16 protein-coding genes are annotated in these 16,940 nt (G+C 69.3%); 12 read left to right on the forward strand and 4 right to left on the reverse strand.

Features of this window, described 5'->3' with window-relative positions; genetic code table 11:
* Window positions 1–106 precede the first annotated feature (106 nt).
* The 10 genes from LH390_RS11385 to LH390_RS11430 all read left to right on the forward strand — a co-directional run bounded on the left by LH390_RS11385 (window position 107) and on the right by LH390_RS11430 (window position 9,541).
* A complete protein-coding gene (locus LH390_RS11385; protein ID WP_227281215.1) occupies window positions 107–523 on the forward strand; it encodes an SdpI family protein in 417 nt (138 codons plus the stop codon).
* A 276-nt stretch (window positions 524–799) separates the two neighbouring features.
* Complete coding sequence (locus LH390_RS11390) at window positions 800–2,368, forward strand: anthranilate synthase component 1 (RefSeq protein WP_227281214.1); 1,569 nt, start codon at window positions 800–802, stop codon at window positions 2,366–2,368.
* Complete coding sequence (locus LH390_RS11395; protein ID WP_227281213.1) at window positions 2,365–3,012, forward strand: glutamine amidotransferase-related protein; 648 nt, start codon at window positions 2,365–2,367, stop codon at window positions 3,010–3,012. Before LH390_RS11390 ends, LH390_RS11395 begins: the two co-directional genes overlap by 4 nt.
* Window positions 3,005–4,033 carry an anthranilate phosphoribosyltransferase gene (trpD, locus tag LH390_RS11400; RefSeq protein WP_227281212.1) on the forward strand — a complete coding sequence of 343 codons (1,029 nt, stop codon included), beginning with the start codon at window positions 3,005–3,007 and terminating at the stop codon, window positions 4,031–4,033. The genes LH390_RS11395 and trpD overlap by 8 nt, the downstream gene beginning before the upstream one ends.
* A complete protein-coding gene (gene trpCF / locus LH390_RS11405) occupies window positions 4,023–5,516 on the forward strand; it encodes a bifunctional indole-3-glycerol-phosphate synthase TrpC/phosphoribosylanthranilate isomerase TrpF (protein ID WP_227281211.1) in 1,494 nt (497 codons plus the stop codon). Before trpD ends, trpCF begins: the two co-directional genes overlap by 11 nt.
* The gene (gene trpB, locus LH390_RS11410; RefSeq protein ID WP_227281210.1) at window positions 5,513–6,796 is read left to right on the forward strand and encodes a tryptophan synthase subunit beta; all 1,284 of its coding nucleotides are present in this window, start codon (window positions 5,513–5,515) and stop codon (window positions 6,794–6,796) included. The genes trpCF and trpB overlap by 4 nt, the downstream gene beginning before the upstream one ends.
* Entirely contained in the window at window positions 6,793–7,665 is an 873-nt protein-coding gene (trpA, locus tag LH390_RS11415; RefSeq protein ID WP_227281209.1) for a tryptophan synthase subunit alpha, read from the forward strand. Before trpB ends, trpA begins: the two co-directional genes overlap by 4 nt.
* A gap of 153 nt (window positions 7,666–7,818) precedes the next feature.
* On the forward strand, window positions 7,819–8,220 hold the full coding sequence (locus tag LH390_RS11420; protein ID WP_227281208.1) for a Rieske (2Fe-2S) protein: 402 nt from the start codon (window positions 7,819–7,821) through the stop codon (window positions 8,218–8,220).
* 27 nt (window positions 8,221–8,247) lie between these two features.
* Entirely contained in the window at window positions 8,248–9,204 is a 957-nt protein-coding gene (locus tag LH390_RS11425; RefSeq protein WP_428845115.1) for a bile acid:sodium symporter family protein, read from the forward strand.
* A gap of 1 nt (window position 9,205) precedes the next feature.
* Window positions 9,206–9,541 (forward strand): hypothetical protein, encoded by a 336-nt coding sequence (locus tag LH390_RS11430; RefSeq protein ID WP_227281206.1) that lies wholly within the window; start codon window positions 9,206–9,208, stop codon window positions 9,539–9,541.
* Between the two features lie 7 nt (window positions 9,542–9,548).
* Here the strand turns inward: LH390_RS11430 and LH390_RS11435 are convergent, their stop codons facing one another.
* From LH390_RS11435 to LH390_RS11450, 4 genes are all read right to left on the reverse strand, one after another.
* Entirely contained in the window at window positions 9,549–9,896 is a 348-nt protein-coding gene (locus LH390_RS11435) for an AzlD domain-containing protein (RefSeq protein WP_227281205.1), read from the reverse strand.
* Window positions 9,889–10,683: an AzlC family ABC transporter permease gene (locus LH390_RS11440; protein WP_227282683.1), complete on the reverse strand. Its 795-nt coding sequence runs from the start codon at window positions 10,681–10,683 to the stop codon at window positions 9,889–9,891. The genes LH390_RS11435 and LH390_RS11440 overlap by 8 nt, the downstream gene beginning before the upstream one ends.
* Before the next feature lie 8 nt (window positions 10,684–10,691).
* A complete protein-coding gene (locus tag LH390_RS11445; protein ID WP_227281204.1) occupies window positions 10,692–11,300 on the reverse strand; it encodes a YqgE/AlgH family protein in 609 nt (202 codons plus the stop codon).
* A gap of 204 nt (window positions 11,301–11,504) precedes the next feature.
* The gene (locus tag LH390_RS11450) at window positions 11,505–13,043 is read right to left on the reverse strand and encodes a CCA tRNA nucleotidyltransferase (RefSeq protein WP_227281203.1); all 1,539 of its coding nucleotides are present in this window, start codon (window positions 13,041–13,043) and stop codon (window positions 11,505–11,507) included.
* A gap of 127 nt (window positions 13,044–13,170) precedes the next feature.
* On the opposite strand from LH390_RS11450, the gene LH390_RS11455 reads away from it, so the two are divergent.
* Window positions 13,171–14,055: an NUDIX hydrolase gene (locus LH390_RS11455; RefSeq protein WP_227281202.1), complete on the forward strand. Its 885-nt coding sequence runs from the start codon at window positions 13,171–13,173 to the stop codon at window positions 14,053–14,055.
* Window positions 14,052–16,814 (forward strand): hypothetical protein, encoded by a 2,763-nt coding sequence (locus LH390_RS11460; RefSeq protein ID WP_227281201.1) that lies wholly within the window; start codon window positions 14,052–14,054, stop codon window positions 16,812–16,814. Before LH390_RS11455 ends, LH390_RS11460 begins: the two co-directional genes overlap by 4 nt.
* The last annotated feature ends 126 nt before the right edge of the window (window positions 16,815–16,940 follow it).

A 16,940-nucleotide genomic window follows, 5' to 3' on the forward strand; every position in this document is an offset into this window, starting at 1 on the left:
AGGACAGGTTACAAGGTTGGACGCCGCTGAAGGTAACCCCGCCACGTTGTGGGCTACCCGGCCCCCGGGACACCCCGAGCGGTGGGTTCTGGTTAGACTCGCGGTTATGATCCTCGGCGTAATTTTCTGTGTGCTCGCTGCGGCGGTTGCCCTGGTAGGGGCACTGGGCTGGGCGCAGCGACTCCCCGGTAATTCACTGGTGGGATTGCGCGTTCCGGAGGTCCGCAAGTCACAACAATTGTGGGACCTAGGCCACAAGATTGCCGGTCCGCTGTGGGTCCTGGCCGGGGTGGTATTCCTCTTTGCCGGGCTGTTTTCCTTCATCGCCCACGGCTGGCTGTGGATCGCGCCCGCGGCCCTGTTCATCATCGCCCTCGGATTCATCGGCGTCGGATCCGCGCAAGCCGCCCACGCCGTGGCCGCCGTGGATGCCCGGGACATGGCCAAGCAGGCCGGCGGGGGACCGGCCCCCAAGGTTGATCTGGGGGCGCTGCGCCGCGCCGCCCGCGCCAGCGACGACTAGCAGGCTCAAGAGCACACGCCCCCCCATTTTCCGCATATCGCTTGCGCCACACTCGCTGAGCGTATAGCCTCATACTATGCTTCTTTCCGTCATGATTACCCCCACCCGCTGCTGGTGGTGGCCCGAGAACGCGCGGGCCGTTGATCACTGACGTTTAGCTCTTCTTCAGGCTCGCAGACTTCCACGTGAAGCGGCGGGCCTTTCGTGTATCTCCCCGGCGAGGCCCAACGCCCCTCACATGAGAATTTTTCTACCGGGAAGGATCCACACCCCACCATGACCCCGCCGCTGCTCATTGAACAACCGGTGAGATACCACGAAGATGCCTCGGAGCTCTTCCGCACGCTCGGCGCCCTCACATCCACCGACGCGATCCTGCTGGAAAGCGCGGACATCACCACCAAATCCGGGCTGTCCTCCCTGGGGGTTATCACCGCCAGCCTGCGCCTGACGTGCACGGGCCAGGACGTGCGCGCAGAGGCACTGACCCCGTCCGGGGAGCACGCCGTGGCCCTGCTGCGCGATAAGCTCGCCGACTCCATCGTGCGTGCCGACGCCCCCGCACCCACCACCGCGGTCACCTTCCGCTTCCCGGCATCGAACGCCGCCGACGAGCACGAGCGCCTGGTGGCCACCAGCACCGTCGCCCCGCTGCGCATCCTCCAGGCCGCCCTGCCGGACGCGCTGCTCGCCGGGGGCTTCGCCTTTGACTACCTGGGCACCTTTGAGGACCTGCCGCCCGTGGCCCCAGGCGCCAACACCTACCCGGATTACCAGTTCGTCCTGGCGGAGATCGTCCTGGACATCAACCACCGCACGCGCGAGGCCGTGCTGCGTGCCATGGCGCTGGGGGAGGCGGAAGGAGGGGACGTCGATAAGCAGGTGCGCGAGCTGGCCACCCGGTGCGAGCAGCCGGCACCCGTGGATGACGCGCAGCCGAAGGCCCCGGCGGGTGCGACGGTGACCGCCCGCGCGCAGGTCAGCGACACCGATTTTTGCCGCCACGTGGAACACCTCAAGGACAACATCGAGGCCGGCGATATCTACCAGGTTGTTCCCGCCCGCGCCTTCACCATGGACTGCCCGGATGCCTACCGGGCCTACCGACAGCTGCGGCGCACCAACCCCAGCCCCTACATGTTCTACGTGCGCGGCCTCGACTCAGACGGCACGCCCTACGAGCTGTTCGGCGCCTCCCCGGAATCGAACCTCAAGTTCGCCGCGCACAACCGGCGCCTGGAGCTCTATCCCATCGCCGGGACCCGGCCGCGCGGCCTCAACCCGGACGGCAGCGTCAACGAGGAGCTGGATATCCGCAACGAGCTGGAGCTGCGCACGGACGCCAAGGAGATCGCCGAGCACACCATGCTGGTGGACCTGGCGCGCAATGACCTCGCCCGGGTGGCCGCCCCCGGCACCAGGCGGGTCGCCGCGCTCATGGCGGTGGACCGCTACTCCCGCGTCATGCACTTGGTCTCCCGGGTCACCGCCACGCTGGCCGCCGGGCTCGATGCGCTCGACGCCTACCGCGCCTGCATGAACATGGGCACGCTGACCGGTGCGCCGAAGCTGCGCGCCATGGAGCTGCTGCGCGGGGTGGAACAGCACCGCCGCGGCTCCTACGGAGGAGCGGTGGGCTACCTGCGTGGGGGAGGGGATATGGATACGTGCATTGTCATCCGCTCGGCATTTGTCACCGGCGGCACCGCCGTGGTGCAGGCCGGCGCCGGGGTGGTGCGCGACTCCCAACCCGCCGCGGAAGCCGACGAAACCCTGGCCAAGGCCTACGCCGTCCTGCACGCCATCGCCCTGGCCGCCGACGCCGAATTGGAGGTCATCCGATGAGCCACATCGTGCTGCTGGACAACCAGGATTCCTTTGTTTATAACCTCGTCGACGCCTGCGCGGCGACGGGCCACAGCTACACCGTCCTGCGCAACACCGTGCCGATGGACACGGTGTGGGACCACCACCCAGACGTCCTGGTCGCCTCGCCCGGGCCGGGCCATCCCCGCGACGCCGGGGTGCTCATGCAGGCCCTCTCCGAGGCGCGTGCGCGCCGCATCCCGGTGCTGGGCATCTGCCTGGGCTTCCAGGCGCTGCTCGAACTCCACGGCGGGCAGGTCGCCCCCTGCGGGGCGGTCCACGGGGTGACCACCCCGATGACCCTGACGGATGCGGGCGTGCGCAGCGGACTGTTCGCGGGGTTGACGGTGGACCGGGACGTCGATAAGCCCAACGATCCGGGCCGCCTGGTTCCGGTGGCCCGCTACCACTCGCTGGGCTGCACCGACGTCCCCGCCCCCGTGGCGGCCTTGGCCTACGCGCACGCCCCGCGCGGGCGGATCATCATGGCCGCCCAGTTCCCCGGCGCGCTGGGCCTGCAATTCCACCCCGAATCCATTCTCACCCCGGCCGGCCCGACCATCCTGAGCCGCTGCTTAGACCAGCTGATCACCCACCCCACGAAGGACAACCCCCATGACTAGCACCTCAACGCTCAGCCTGCTGACTGACTACCTTGATGAGCCCAACCCCACCGTCGAGCAGGCCCAGCAGGTCTTCACCCCGCTGACGGTCGGCGACTATGACGACGTCCACATCGCCGCCCTGCTGACCATGATCCGCACCCGCGGGGAGACCTTCGCCGACCTCCTCGGTGCGGCCCGGGCGTTCCTCGCCGCCGGGCGCCCCTTTCCCATCACCGGTGCTGGAATCCTGGACACCGCCGGCACCGGGGGAGACGGGCAGAACACCATCAACATCACCACCGGGGCGTCGCTCGTCGCCGCCGCCGGCGGGGCCAAGATGATCAAATGCGGCAACCGCTCCGTGTCCTCCCGCTCCGGATCCGCGGACGTCCTGGAAGCCATGAACATCCCGTTGGACCTCGACCCGGAGCGCGCCGTGCGCCAATTCCGCGCCTCCAACTTCACCTTCCTTTTCGCCCCCGCCTACAACCCGGCGATCTCCCACGTGCAACCAGTGCGCCGGGCGCTGAAGATCCCCACGCTGTTTAATACCCTCGGGCCGGTGCTCTCCCCGGCGCGCCCCGAATACCAGATCATGGGCGTGGCCAACCCGTCGGTGGGGCGCATGATCGCCGAGGTCTTCCGGGAGCTGGGCCGCGGGCGTGCCCTGGTGGTCCACGGGTCCGGCACCGACGAGGTGGCCGTGTGGGGACCCACCACGGTCTGGGAGCTGACCCGCTCCGGCGAAATTTCCGAATACACCATCCACCCCGAGGAGCTGGGCCTAGACACCTACGCCCTAAGCGAGCTTGCCGGCGGCGACGGGCCCACCAACGCCCGCCATCTCTACGCCGCCTTCGACGGGACCGGCTCGCCCGCACACATCGCCGCCATCGCCGCGTCCGCCGGGGCGATGTTCTACATCAGCGACGCCGCGGACTCCCTGCGCGAGGGCGTCGACCGGGCCCGCGCCCTCATGGCCGACGGCACCGTCAGCCAGTGGTTGGCCACCCACGAGGAGGCCGACTATGCCCACTAGCATTACCGGCGCCACCGCCACCGGCTCTGACCTGCCCACCATCCTCCAGGAGATCGTGGCGGATCGCCGCGCCCGTCTGCCGGAGATTCGGCAGCGCATCGCCCACGTGGATCCCACCCGGCTGCCCGCCTCCACCCGCTCGCTCTACACGGCGCTGGGCGGCTGGGAGCCGGAGGGGCGCTCGCGCAACCGCTTCATCATGGAGTGCAAGTCCGCCTCGCCGTCGTTGGGGTCCATCCGGCCGGACTATCACCCTGGCGACCTGGCGCGGATCTACTCGCGCTACGCCGCGGCAATCTCCGTGCTCTGCGAGCCGGACCACTTCCGCGGCGACTACACCCACCTGGCTACGGTCGCCGCGTCGACCCACCTGCCGGTGCTGTGCAAGGACTTCATCATCGACCCGGTGCAGATCCACGCGGCCCGCTACTTCGGGGCCGACGCCGTGCTGCTCATGCTCTCCGTCCTCAACGACGCCGAGTACCGCGAGCTTGCCGACGCCGCCGAAGCGCTCGGCCTCGACGTCCTCACCGAGGTCGTCACCGAGGAGGAGGTGCGCCGCGCCGTGCATCTGCGGGCGCGCATCATCGGGATCAATCACCGCAACCTCCACGACCTGAGCATCGACCTCGACCGCTCCCGCAGGCTCGCCGCCCTGCTGCCTGACGACGCCGTCGTGGTCGCCGAATCAGGCATCCGCGACCACCGCACCGTAGTGGAGATCGGCGCCCGCGCGCACGGCTTCCTGGTGGGCAGCCAGCTGACAGGCCAGCCGGACGTGGACCTGGCCTGTCGCGAACTCGTTTTTGGCCGGGCGAAAGTCTGCGGGCTGCGCACCGGGGCGGAGGCGCAGGCGGCCCGCGCGGCCGGTGCGAGCTACGGCGGACTCATCTTCGCCGAGGATTCTCCGCGCAATGTTTCACGTGAAACGGCGCTATCCATCATGGCCGGTGAGCCGGGGCTGCGCTACGTGGCGGTCAGTCGGCGCAGCCAGGGGTGGGAGGAGTTGGCCGCGATTCCCGGCATCCACGCCCTTCAGGTCCAGGCCCCGACCTGCGCCACGGCAGCCGAGGAACGCCAGCTCCTCGAATCCGTCGCCCGCCAGGCCGGCGAGGTCCCCCTCTGGCGCGCGGTGAGCATTGCCACCCAGCGCGACGCCGACCTCGCCGCCGAGGTCGCCTCCTGGACCGACCTGGTGTCCACGGTGGTACTCGACACCGGCCGCGGCGGCACGGGCACCTCCTTCGACTGGTCCCTCATCCCCGCCAACCACCGCGAGCGCTACCTGCTTGCCGGGGGCATCGGACCGGACACCATCGTCGCCGCCGCCCAGACCGGATGCGGGGGAGTGGACCTCAACTCCCGCGTGGAGTATCCGCCCAGCGCCGACACCTGGGCCGGACACAAGGACCCCGCCGCAATCACCCACTGCCTCACCGCGCTGCGCCACGCCAGCGCCCCCATTGTTGAGAGGAACTCATGAGCACTCAGCCAGACCACCCCGACCGCCCTGACCTCACCGACGAGCCGCAGCGCGCCACCCTGCTGCCTGCCTACTTCGGAGAGTTCGGCGGACAGTTCGTCCCCGAATCCCTTATCCCCGCCCTCGACCAACTCGAGCAGGCCTTTGTCACCGCGATGAAGGACCCCGAGTTCATGGCCGAATACCGCGGCCTGCTGCGCGACTACCTTGGTCGGCCCACGCCGCTGACCGAGTGCCGCAACCTGCCGCTGGAGGGACAGGGCCGGGGCCATGCCCGGATCTTTCTCAAGCGCGAGGACTTAGTCCACGGCGGCGCCCACAAGACCAACCAGGTGATTGGCCAGATCCTGCTGGCTCGCGCGATGGGCAAGAAGCGCATCATCGCAGAGACCGGCGCGGGCCAGCACGGCACCGCCACTGCCCTGGCCTGCGCCCTGTTGGGCATGGAGTGCGTGATCTACATGGGTGCCAAAGATGTGGAACGCCAGGCGCCCAACGTCTACCGCATGCAGCTGCACGGCGCGACGGTGGTGCCGGTGGATTCCGGTTCCGGCACGCTCAAGGACGCCGTCAATGAGGCCCTGCGAGACTGGACGGCCACCTTCCACGAGTCCCACTACCTGTTGGGCACGGCGGCGGGCCCGCACCCCTTCCCGACGATTGTCAAGGAATTCCACCGGGTGATCTCCCAGGAGGCCAAGGCGCAGTTCGCCGAGGCCGTCGGCGGGCTGCCGGACTGCGTGGTCGCGTGCGTGGGCGGTGGGTCCAACGCGATCGGCATGTTCGCGGAGTTCATCGACGAACCCTCCGTCGAACTGGTGGGTGCCGAGCCCGCGGGCGAGGGCATCTCCTCCGGCAAGCACGGCGCCACGATCACCAACGGGCAGGTGGGCATCCTGCACGGGGCGCGCTCGTACCTCATGCGCAACTCAGACGGGCAGGTCGAGGAGTCCTATTCCATCTCCGCGGGCCTGGACTACCCGGGCGTGGGCCCGGAGCACGCGCACCTGTCCAAGTCGGGGCGGGCCCGCTACGTGGGCATCACCGATGCGGAGGCGCTGGAGTCCTTCCAGTTGCTCTCGCGCTATGAGGGCATCATCCCCGCGCTGGAGTCCTCCCACGCCTTCGCCTATGCACTCAAGCGGGCGCGCCTGGCCGAGGAGCAGGGGGAGCAGATTACTATCGTCGTTTCTTTGTCCGGTCGCGGCGACAAGGATGTGGATCACGTGCGCCACACCTTGGAGCAGCACCCTGAACTGGTTGTGGAGGACCACCGATGAACCGTTACGCCGCACTCTTTTCTCGTCTGTCTGCCGCGGGGGAGGGCGCCTTTGTGCCCTTCCTCATGCTCGGCGATCCCTCCCCGGCCGATCTCTTAGCCACCGTGCGCACCGTCGTGGCCGCGGGTGCCGACGCCCTGGAGTTGGGCGTACCGTTTTCCGATCCCGTCGCCGACGGCCCCACAGTCCAGCGCTCCCACATCCGGGCGCTGGCCGGGGGAGTGACGGTGGCGGACGCCCTAGAGCAGGTGCGGACCATCCGCGCCGAGTTCCCGGAGCTGCCCATCGGCATGCTCATCTACGGCAACGTCGCTTTCACTCGGGGCATTGAGTCCTTCTATGCGGACTTCGCCGCCGCCGGCGCGGACTCCATTTTGCTTCCCGACGTCCCCGTGCGCGAGGGTGCCCCCTTCGCCGCGGCCGCCACCGCCGCTGGAGTGGACCCCATCTTCATCGCTCCGGCGCAGGCCTCCGAGTCCACCCTGCGTGGGGTCAGCGCCCTGTCGCAGGGGTACATCTACGCCATCTCCCGCGACGGCGTGACGGGAACGGAGCGGGCCTCCCAAACCACGGGGCTGGCGGACGTTGTGGCCAACGTGGCGCGCTTCGGCGGGGCACCGATCCTGCTCGGATTTGGCATCTCCACCCCGCAGCACGTCCGCGACGCGATCGCCGCGGGCGCGGCCGGGGCGATCACCGGATCGGCCATCACCACGATCATCGAGCGCCACTGCGAGCCCGACCCCGATCGCCCGAGCCATTCCGAGCACGACATCCCCGCGATGCACATCCGGGATCGCGCCGCCCTCGACGCCGAACTCACCGAGTTTGTGCGCTCCATGAAGGCCGCCACCAAGCCAACCGCGTAAATCACCGTTTCACGTGAAACGTGACAATTCTGTGACGAATACCTGGACGTAGGCTCGAATACGACAGCATTCCGTCACCTATTTGTCACAGCGCGACCGCCGGCGGAGGAATCCACTTGGACGCGCCCCCGCCGGCGGGGCATACTAGTGGCCATGGCCAACGCTGCATCGGACTCAACCGCGCTCAACCGACCGTGCTCCCGGCGGCTCTTCCTTGCCGCCACCGCAAGCACCTTCGCTGGCGCCGTGCTGGCCGCCTGCGGCAGCGGGCCGCGCGAGGAGGTCGCCGCAGCCGACGTCCCCGTTGGCTCTGCCATCATCGTCGGGGACTTCATCATCGCCCAACCCACCGCGGGGGAGTACAAGGCCTACTCCACGCGCTGCCCCCACCAAAAGAACCGCATCAGCAAGGTTGAGGGCGACATCGTGCGCTGCACCGCCCACAATTCCAAGTTCTCCATCGTTGACGGCGACGTCGTCGACGGGCCCGCCCGCACCGGGATGGAGACCGCGGACCTGAAGGTCAAGGGCGACCAGTTAAGCGTCGGCAACTAGACACCGCATTACACTGAGGCGGTGACAGTGTTACGGCGTCTGGACCCGCTCATCGTACTCATCCTCAGCGCGGTCATCCTTGCAATCATCGCCCCCGCCAGCGGCAGCTTCGCCCACTGGTTCTCCTGGGCAACCACCTTTGCCATCGCGGCGCTCTTCTTCCTCCAGGGCGCCCGCCTCTCGCCCCGCGAGGCCCTAGAGGGCTTAAGCAACTGGAAACTCCACCTGCTCATCCTGGCGTTTACCTTCCTGGTCTTTCCCATCATCGGGGTGGCGCTGCGTCCCCTGTCCGCGGTGACCTCGCCGGAGCTCTATCAGGGCGTGCTGTACCTGACGCTGGTGCCGTCAACCGTGCAATCATCCATCGCCTTTACCTCCATCGCGCGCGGCAACGTGGCGGGGGCGATTGTCGCGGCGTCGTTAAGCAACCTCGTGGGAGTGGTGCTCACCCCGCTGCTGGTGATGGCGCTCATGGGCGGCAGTGGGGGATTGCATATCGACGCCTCCGTCTTCCTCGACGTCGCCCTCCAACTGTTCTTCCCCTTCATGCTCGGCCAACTGCTGCGGCCGTGGGTGAAGAATTTTGCCGCCCGCAAGGCCACCTCGATTGTGGATCGCGGATCCATCACCATGGTCGTCTACTCGGCGTTCTCCGGGTCCGTCGTCGCCGGGATTTGGTCCGACACCCAGGTCACGGACATCCTCATCGTCGTGGCCTTGTCCATCGTGCTCGTGGCGTTCATGCTGTGGCTCACACGCACCGTCGCCCGCCGGCTGGGCTTCCCCCGCAAGGACATCATCGCCATCGAGTTCTGCGGCACCAAGAAGTCTCTGTCCTCGGCGGTGCCCATGGCCTCCATCATGTTCGGCGGCGCCCAGCTGGGCCTGCTCATCGTGCCCATCATGATCTTCCACCAGGTGCAGCTGATGATGTGCTCCTGGCTGGCCAGCCGCTACGCCCAGGCGGACGGCGCCCGCGGCTAAGATGGCGGACGTGTCTGAAAGAATCTACGTCCGCACGTCGCTGAAGGTCCCCGGTGTGGGCACCGTCATCCACGCCGCCGAGCTCGAAGAGAAGGACGCCACCACCTGCCGGATGCACCGCATCGTGGAACTGGCCGGCACGGCGCCCAACTCACCCATCGCTGGGGCGGCCACCGGCTCCGGAAAGGTCCGCGGCATGGACGCCGCGCCCAACCCCACCGTGCCCCACCCGGACACCTACGCCAACTTCCCGGACATTGCCTCCCAGCGGCTCAGCGCGCAGGAGTTTGAACGCCTCTGGGCCCGCGCCTGCGCCGCGTTCCCCGACCTGGCCTAAAAGGCATTTAGAACACCAGGTTCACCAGGATCATGTAGCACGCCGTCCCCCCGAGGATGGATAGCCCGGAATCGCGCCGCCAGGCGTGCAGGCCCAAGGTGGCCAGCAGGGCCAGCCCGGCGGCCAGCAGCCCGCCGGGGGCCGTGCGCTGGGCGTTGAGCGTGTACACCACCAGCACCACCATCACCCCGACCGGCATGGTCATGCCCAGGGTGGATAAAAACTTACTGCGGCGCAGCAACCGTCGGGCGCTAAACGGCGCCTGGCGCAGCGCGATTGTCACCAGCGCGATGGGGATGAGCACCGCGGCCACCGCCGCCGGCGTGATCCCCTCCGGCAAACCCCAGTTACTCATCCTTGTCACCCCCGGACTGTGGGGGCACATCGGTGACGGTGCGCACGGGCGGGGTGGCCTGCATGGGGTCCGGAGCCCCGGCGGCGCGCAGCGTCAGCCAGCCGTTGAGGCGGGGGGAGCAGTAGCGCGCGATGAGGATGAAGAAGTAGCCCAGCAGGGCCACCACGAGCATCTGGTGGGGGATGAGCACCGCGCACACCACCGCCAGGGCGGCGGCCGTCAGCGGCAGTGACCAGTCGCGGTTCTGGGCGAAGGTCTCCCACGCGAGCACGACGAACAAGGCGATGAGTGCGAACTCCAATCCCTTGATGCCCTGCGGCAGGGTGGACCCGATGAGCGCGCCGAGGATACCGGGGATGACCCACAGCGCCTGGCAAAAGATCTGCACGGCGAGCACCTGGGTGCCGTTGAGGCTGGCCCGCGGCTGCGCGGAGACGATGGCGTAGGACTCGTCGGTCAGCGCGTAGCTGGAGTAGGCCCGCCCCAGCCGCGAGGAGATGAGGTGACGCGGGTAGGTCAGCCCGTAGAAGATGTGCCGGAAGTTAATCAGCAGCCCGGTCAGGGCCGCGGCTCCTGGCGCGATCCCGGTGGCCACCAGGTTGATGGCCAGAAACTCCACCGACCCGGCGTAGATGACCAGGGAGAATATCGGCGTCCACCACCAGGCGTACCCGGACTGGGTCATCAGCAGGCCGAAGGCCAGGCCCAGGGGAATCAGCCCCAGACCCACCGCCCAGGTCAGGTGGATGGCGTGCGCGATGTCCGCACGTGTTTCACGTGAAACAATGCCCGCCATCAATTGTCCTCCGGGTCGGAGGGGAACGTGGCCACTAGGGGGAGGGGGAGCTGCTGGCGGCGCATGACGTCCGCCCACAGGTCCGCGCCCGCTGGCGCGATGACATCGCCGGGAAGAGCCGGGGCGACGTACCAATCGCCGCGCTCAATCTCCTCATGCAACTGCCCGGGCTCCCACTGCGCCACGCCCATGAACAGGCGCATCCCCTCAAGCTGCTCCTTTAACTCGTCCGGGTCCGCACCCAGGTCGATGTAGACGAGGCGGTTGGCCAGCTTGATCAGGTGCGGGTGGACGGAGATATCCAGGCCCGGGCGCGTCACCCCGAGGCCCAACACCGTATTGCCGCGCACGGGCCCACCCACGTAGAACGCCTGCGGCTTGGACACCACCGGGGTGAAGAAGTCGAAGTAGTTGTCCACCGCGACGTCGCTGCGCCGCGTCAGGTCCACGCCGTAGGTGCCGTGAGTCGAGTGGTCGATGAGCACCACCACCGAGCGGGTGAAGTCCAGCGACTCAATGCCCGGGGCGGACACGAGCAGCATCCCGGGGCCGGGATCGTTGCGCTCCAGCGCGTTGAAGAGGCGGTCGGCGAAGAACTCTTCAGCCATGTGGACGGTCACCTTCCTTGCTCGCCGGTGGTGCGGCTGGGTCGCTCGGCCACGCGCAGTGCCCCCACAGGACGGACCACGCGCAGGCACCGCACGCAGGCACCGCACGCGGCCATCCGCGCAGGCACCACACGGCAGCTCCCGCGCGGGGACCCGCGTCGCCCACCAGGAAAATATGTTGGTAAGTAGCAGATCCTACCCGGATTAGTCCTGTTCAGCCCACCATCTTTTCAGGGCGTCCACGGCCTCGTCGTGGCTCAGCGGTCCGGAGTCGAGTCGCAGCTCCTTGAGGTAGCTCCACGCGCGCCCCACCTCTGGGCCGGGCTTGAGTCCCAGGATGCTCATGATCTCGTTTCCGTCCAGGTCCGGGCGCACGCGGGCGAGGTCTTCTTTTTCCTGGATCTGGGCGATGCGTGTTTCCAGGTGGTCGTAGGTTTCCTGAAGCATGCGGGCTTTGCGCTTGTTGCGTGTGGTGCAGTCGGCGCGGACGAGTTTGTGCAGGCGGGGAAGTAGGTCGCCGGCGTCGGTGACGTAGCGGCGTACGGCGGAGTCGGTCCACTGGCCGTCCCCGAAGCCGTGGAAGCGCATGTGGAGGTAGACCAGTTGGCTGATGTCGCGGATGGTGTTTTTGGGGTATTTCAGGGCGCGGAGTCGGCGGCGTACGAGTTTGGCGCCGACGACTTCGTGGTGGTGGAAGGTCACGCCGCCGCCGGGTTTGGGTGCGCGGGTGTCTGGTTTGCCGCAGTCGTGGAGGAGTGCGGCCCAGCGCAGGATCAGGTCGGGGCTGCCTTCTGGGCTGTCGGGGTCTTCTTGGTCCATGGCCTGGCGCAGCACGGTCATGGAGTGGGCGTAGACGTCTTTGTGTTGGAGGTGTTCGTCGGGGGCGAGGGCGAGTCCGGAGACTTCGGGCATGATGATGTCTGCGATGCCGGTGCGTACCAGGAGGTCCCAGCCGTCCCAGGGGGCGTCGGCAGCCATGAGTTTGTCTAGTTCGGCGCGGATGCGTTCGGCGGTAATGCGGCTGATCTGGGGGGCCATGGCGGTCATGGCTGCTTCGACGCGGGGGGCGACGTTGAGGCCGAGTTGGGCGGTGAAGCGGGCGGCGCGCAGCATGCGCAGCGGGTCGTCGGAGAAGGATTGTTCGGGGGCGGCGGGGGTGTCTAGTTCGCCGCGGCGCAGGGCGCTGAAGCCGTCTTGGGGGTCGTGGAATTCGAAGGTGAGCCGGCTGTGGTCTGGGGTGGGGCGTAGTTCGACGGCCATGGCGTTGACGGTGAAGTCGCGGCGGATGAGGTCGGCGTCGAGGGTGTCTCCGAAGCGCACGTCGGGGTTGCGGGATTGGCCGTCGTAGGTGTCGGAGCGGAAGGTGGTGATCTCTATTAGTTGGCCGTCTTTTTCTGCGGAGACGGTGCCAAATTCGATGCCGGTGTCCCACACGGCGGGGGCGAAGTCGCCCAGGATTTCTGCGATGACGGCCGGCCGGGCGGAGGTGGTGAAGTCCAGGTCGTGGCCGAGGCGGCCGAGCAGTGCGTCGCGGACGGATCCGCCGACCAGGTAGAGGGATTCGCCGCGGCGGGTAAAGGCGCCGGCCAGCGGCGCGAGCACGGGTTCTAACGTGGCGATGGCGGCCTGGGCGCGGGCGAGTTGCCCGAGTGCCGCCTGCGGATCGTGGGGGTCGTGCGGGTCGTTCGGGTCCTGCGGGTCGTTCGGGTAGGCGGTCCCGGGGGCGTCCTGCGGTAGATTCACCCGACCAAGTCTAGCGGTGCCCCCGGCGGGCTCCTCAGCAGCTCCCGGGCCGGCGTTCGTGGGTTGGGCTACCCACCGCGGCGGGTGCAACTTCCCGGGGCCGCCCCAAGCGGATACCATCAGGGGGATGAATGAGACGGATGGACGCGCAGCGGCGCCGGGTGGCACCCCCGGTGCTGCGTCGCCCCGCCAGTCGGGGGGTGGGGCGTCCCGGAATCGGCGGCGGCGCAATCGGCGGCGCACCAGCCAGAACTCGCAGCACTCGGCGCAGCCGCAGCAGTCAGCCCAGCCCCAGCAGCCGCAGCAGTCTGCGTCCACGAAGGAGGGCGGTGGTGCTTCTCGACGCCGCCGTCGGCGCCGTTCCCAGCGCACCTCCGGCGAGCACGGGGCTGAGCAGCAGCGCCAGGGCGCGGGGCGCGGGCAGCGCGGGGGCGCGCGGCGGGGACGCTCGCGGCGTCGGCAAGCGCACAATCAGCGCACCTCCGGCCGGGAGCAGGCGAGCGGAAATCTGCCGACCCGGGTGGAGACGTCTGCCGGCGGGCTGGTGGTTTCCGGCCTGGCGGAGGCGGTGCAGCCGGATAATAGTGTGGACCTGACGCGCATTTTTGTCGCGCTCATCGGCCGGCTTGACCGCCGCAAGCGTATCCTGTGGTCGATGCCCAAGGGCCACGTGGAGGATGGCGAGGAGCGGCGGGCCACCGCGGAGCGCGAGGTGTGGGAGGAGACCGGCATCCACGGCGAGGTGTTCTATGACCTCGGCGTGATTGATTATTGGTTCATCTCCGAGGGGGTGCGCATCCATAAGACCGTGCACCACCACCTGCTGCGCTTCGTGGACGGCGCCCTCAACGATGAGGACCCGGAGGTCACGGAGGTGTCCTGGATTCCGGTGCACCAGCTCATTGAGCACCTGGCGTACTCCGATGAGCGCAAGCTCGCCCGCATCGCCCTGGATGTGCTTCCCCAACTGGCCCGAGCAGAGCGGGAGGCAGGCAGGCGAACCCCGCGATGAGCCGCCACGGTCACGCCACCCGCACCACCCAGACCCGCTGGGCACACCGCGCGTGCGCCCTGGCCGTCAGCCTCGTCCTTGCCCTGGCTCCCGGCGGGTGGGCCGCCCCGGCGCGCGCCCTCGACGAGCCGGTTTCTCCTTCCGACCCCACCAAGCGTGAGGCCTGGGTCAACCCGCAGTTGCGCGCCGGGGATTCGGACGATGACCTGCGCGTTGATCTCGTCGACACGGCCGCCGCTGCCGCGCTGGCGCCCGACGCCCCTTTGCAGTTGCGGCTGCGGCTGCACAACCAGGGCACCCGGGCGATCAAGGATCTCACGGTCCAGCCCGTGCGCGGCGGGGCGGTGGCGGATCTGGCTGAGTCGCGCGACGCGCTGACCCGGGACATCGGCACCTTCTTTATCGCGGGCCACGCCCAGCAGCTCGACCAGCCGCTGGGGCCCGGCGAATCGCTGGACCTCACCCTGGACATCCCGACCGCCGCCGGGGTGACCAACTCCCTGGAGTTGGCCGCCGGGCAGACCTATCCCGTGGCCGTCAAGGCCATTGGCCAGCGCGCCGCGGGGGCGGCCGGGTCCGGCTCTGGCTCCGGTTCGGGCGGTACCGGTGCGGACGCCGATGGGGCAGCGGGGGCCGGCGCCGCGGACGGGCCGGGTGCGGGGCAGTCCGCCGGGGTCACCGAGCTGCTGACCACGGAGCGCATGCTCGTCTCCGTTGCCTCTCCCGCTGCGGCCGCAGCGCCTGGCGGTCCTTCCGGGCCAGGAGCACCGCCCGCGCCCCGGGCCCCCGAGCCCGCGGATGACGCCGCAGCGGCGCCGGGGCTGAGCCTGCTCTACCCGCTGTCCGCCCCTACCCCGGTGGTCCCCGGCGAGACGGGCGACGCCCCCGAAGACGCCCCGCTGGTGCTGCGCAATGATGACCTGGCCGGCGAGCTCGCCCCGAATGGACGGCTTAGCCACCTGCTGGACTCCTACGACTCCGCCGTCTCCGACCCCACCACGGGGGCCTCCCTGGCCGCAGCGAGCTGCCTGGCCCTCGACCCCGCGCTTATCGACGCCGTGCGCCGCATGGCTGGCGGGTACACGGTAGCCAGCCACCGCGAGCCCACGGGCAAGCCGGCCCGCCGCCTGCGCGACTCCTGGCGCACCTACCTCGACGGCCCGGACGCCCAGGCCGGCTCCGGGGCGCAGGCCGCCGCCGCGTGGCTCGATCGGCTGCGCGCGGTGGCGCAGGGGCGCTGCGTGGTGGCGCTGCCGTGGGCCAACGCGGACGTGACGGCCGTGGCGCGCACGGGCAACTCGTGGCTGGCCCGCGAGGCCATCGAGCGCGGCCCGGCGGTCATCGCCGACGCCCTGGGCACCCGGCCGCTGACCAACGTGGTCATCCCCGGCTCCGGGTATCTCACCGAGCAAGCTGTGCCGGCCATGGGGTGGGCGGATGCCTCCCTGAGCCCCGCGTTCGACGGCGGGCTCGCCACCGCCTGGGAGCAGACCACGGCCGCGAATACCCCGCAGCCGGCCGCGCCGCCCCCGGCCGAGGGCGTCTCGGTGCTGGTGGCAGCTAACTCGGTGTGGGGCGCCCCGGCGGTGGATAGGTTCTCCCAGCTGGCCCCGGGTATCCGGGCGGTGACCTACCACGATTCCCTGGCCGCGGTGCTCGCCGCGACGGGCCCCAACCCGGCGACCCCGGCCTTTGCCAACCCGGATTATCGGGTGGACCAGGCCGTCGATTCTGAGCAGGCGCGGGCGGTGACCGCGGCGGCGGCGCTGCGCCTAGCGCTGGGGGAGGCGGCCGACGCGACCAGCCCGCAGGCCGGGGGCGGAGCGCAGCCGGTGTTGGTGGCCCCGCCGGCGGTGCTGGATGCCGCCGCGGCGGATGCGGTGTTGGCGCAGGCGCGGGCCTCCTTGGCCGCCCATGACGCCGCGCCGCTGGGCCTGCACGACTACGTCACCGCCACGCCCGCGCAGGAGGAGGCCCTGGCGCAGCTGGTGCAGTCGAGTGGCGTGCACGGACCGGCGGATGCCCCGCGGCTGGGCGCGCCGTATATTGACCCCGCCGAGTTCACCAACACGGAGGTCGCGCAGGCCCGCCAGCTTGCCGATTCCGCCGACGCCCTGACCCGCATCATGGTCAACGACCATGCCATCGCGCTGAGCCGCTACGGCTTTACCGCCCCGCTGCGCCAGGACGCGCTGCGGGCGCTGAGCATCACGGGCCGCCGGGCGATGGCGCTGTTTGATTCCACGGCCACGGCCACGGCCAATCGGCTCACGGCGGACCTGGCGGCGCTGTCATCGTTGCGCGCCTCGGTGGCGTTGATCCCGCCGGGCAACGTGTATACGCGCACCTCCGCGGCCTCCCCGCTGCTCATCGTCGCGGAAAACGGGCTGCCCCTGCCGGTGGATGCCACGATTTCTTATTACTCGGCCGACGAGGTGGAGGTGCATACCCCGGGCCGGCTGCGCATCCCGGCGCGCGGGTCCATCACCGTGCAGATGACCACGGATATTCCGGCGCAGCAGGAAAGCACCACCATTGGTCTGTGGCTGTCGCTTCCCGACGCCACCCCCATCGGCGACCGCGTGGACATCGCCGTGCGCACGCGCGCCGGCATCCTGGGCCGCAGCGCCCTGGTGTTGGGCGTGGGCGCGGTGGTCATGTTTGGGCTGCTCTTCCGCTTTGGTGCCCAGCGGCGCAAGCACCCGCGCCCGGCGCAGGGGGGCAGGCACGCCCGGCGCGAGGATGAGGGCTCGCGCTAAACGCCGCGGGGGCGTGGGGTGGCTGGCGGACGGGGCGTCGATAAGCGGATAGACGCGCCGCGGAAGGTCACAATGAGACCACATTGTTCGCCTCGCGCGGCACGCCGGTTTCACTTCACACAGATA

Source organism: Corynebacterium uberis (assembly GCF_020616335.1).
GTDB classification, from domain to species: Bacteria; Actinomycetota; Actinomycetes; order Mycobacteriales; family Mycobacteriaceae; genus Corynebacterium; species Corynebacterium uberis.